This window comes from Streptomyces sp. NPDC048496, from assembly GCF_043200055.1.
Taxonomy (GTDB): domain Bacteria; phylum Actinomycetota; class Actinomycetes; order Streptomycetales; family Streptomycetaceae; genus Streptomyces.
The window spans coordinates 1-1,680 of record NZ_JBICXB010000133.1 but is presented as its reverse complement, the minus strand read 5'-3'; the positions used below and the strand labels follow the sequence as shown (position 1 = coordinate 1,680).

At 64.9% G+C, this 1,680-nt stretch carries 2 protein-coding genes; one reads left to right on the top strand and one right to left on the bottom strand.

The genetic code is table 11. The features are described 5' to 3' along the window. Window positions 1-322 precede the first annotated feature (322 nt). Window positions 323-580: a hypothetical protein gene (locus ACGFSA_RS35130; protein ID WP_393310239.1), complete on the bottom strand. Its 258-nt coding sequence runs from the start codon at window positions 578-580 to the stop codon at window positions 323-325. 322 nt (window positions 581-902) lie between these two features. Between ACGFSA_RS35130 and ACGFSA_RS35125 the strand changes: the two genes are divergently transcribed. Beyond that, a partial coding sequence (locus ACGFSA_RS35125) for a tyrosine-type recombinase/integrase (RefSeq protein ID WP_393310237.1) occupies window positions 903-1,680 on the top strand: 778 nt, incomplete at its 3' end.

Sequence of the window (1,680 nt, the reverse complement as noted above, 5' to 3'; positions counted from 1 at the left end):
GATGTGGTCCTAGAGAAACCCATCATCGCAGGTCACAAGGCACTTCTTCGTTCCCAGAGAAACTATCCACAGACATCAAGCCGGTGGATCCAGGCTCAACAAGTAGATTCTCTTCCGAATTCATTCGAACGGTTTCATCATTACCGGTCGCCGACTCCCTCATCATTACGCTGCGGAATTGAATCTCTCCACGCCCGGCCGCACCCGGGCCTCGGGAAAATCGCCGCGCTCAGCTGGGATGTCACCGTTTCCAGCGTGCGCGGAACGGTCACCTACGGGACAGCCCTCAGCCCATCGATGTCGTCGGATGGCCTGGCTCCGTTCAGGGAACCCGGGGTGAGTAGGTGATGCGCTTGAGGTGGTACCACTGGGCAACGCACTTGGCCGGCCACGGCTTCTGACCGTGCCGGCCGAACGGTTCACCCAGTCCGCTGACCGAGACAGGTGTGTAGGGCAGCACCTGGTCGCCGCGTTCCGCGTGGGTGCGCAACCACCGGTCCTGGCAGTCCCAGTGCTGGGCCCGTACCTCCATCTTCCGCTCCAGGTGGGCCAGAGGGACGGCAAGTCCGACGCAGGCCATGACGCAGACCGCTGTCGTGTCGCCCGCCGGTGGGGTGCCGTGTACGACGGTTCACGTCGCCGTCTCGTGCACGTCGTAGTTGTCGTTGAAGGCGCGTGACTCATCAGGTGATCTCCCGAGGGCTGCAGCCCTTCCCGGTATGCATGCCGTCGGGGCAGCGGTACTGGACCGTGTAGGACGACGATAGACTGACGCCCGTACCGGAAGCGGACGAGTTCTTGCGGCATGTGCGCTTCGGCCGTGATCAGGCCGAGTCGACTACGCGTACATATGCCAGGGCGGTCGTGCTCTACCTGACGTGGTGCCGGCCCACCGACCGGGATTGGACGACGGCGGCGGGCCGGCTCGGACGCGTCATGTCCTGCCCGACGACTTCGCGCTGCGCAGGCACGACACGCCCCCGGTCATCACCGAGGAAGGACCGGGCAGCGCCCTACCGAAGGAGATCCTCAGCCAGCTCTGCGAGCGGCTGCCCACCCTCGACCAGATGCGCGACCGCAGCGAGCACATGCGCCACGCCATCGAGATCCTCATCGACACCGGTCGGCGCCCCGACGAGGTCGGGTGCTTGCCCTGGGACTGTATGGAGACCGACGAGCACGGCAAATCCGTGCTCGTCTACACCGACTTCAAGAACAACCGCAGCGGCCTCCGTTTACCGATCCCGGACTCCACCGCAGAGATCATCGTCCGGCAGAAGAAGTCCGTCCGGGCCCGCTTCCCGGACACCGAGCTGTCCAAGCTGGTCCTCTTCCCCCGGCCCCGGCAGAACTCCAAGGGCACCCAGCCGTTCCGGATGAGCCACATCGGCAACGTCCACCGCCGCTGGGCCAACGCCATGCCACCGCTGCTGCTGGCCGACGGCACCGAGTTCCCCAAGATGGAAGTCGTACCCTGCTCCTACCGCCACTCCTACGCCCAACGGCACGCTGACGCCGGAACCCTGCCCGACGTGCTGCGCGAACTCATGGGCCACCGGTCGTTGCAGACCACCCAGGGCTACTACAACCCTCGGGAATTGCATCAGACGGGCGAGAAACCGCAGGTCGCCAGGTCACGGCGAGAGCCTGAAGGAATCCGAGGCTACTACGTGCTAGCCG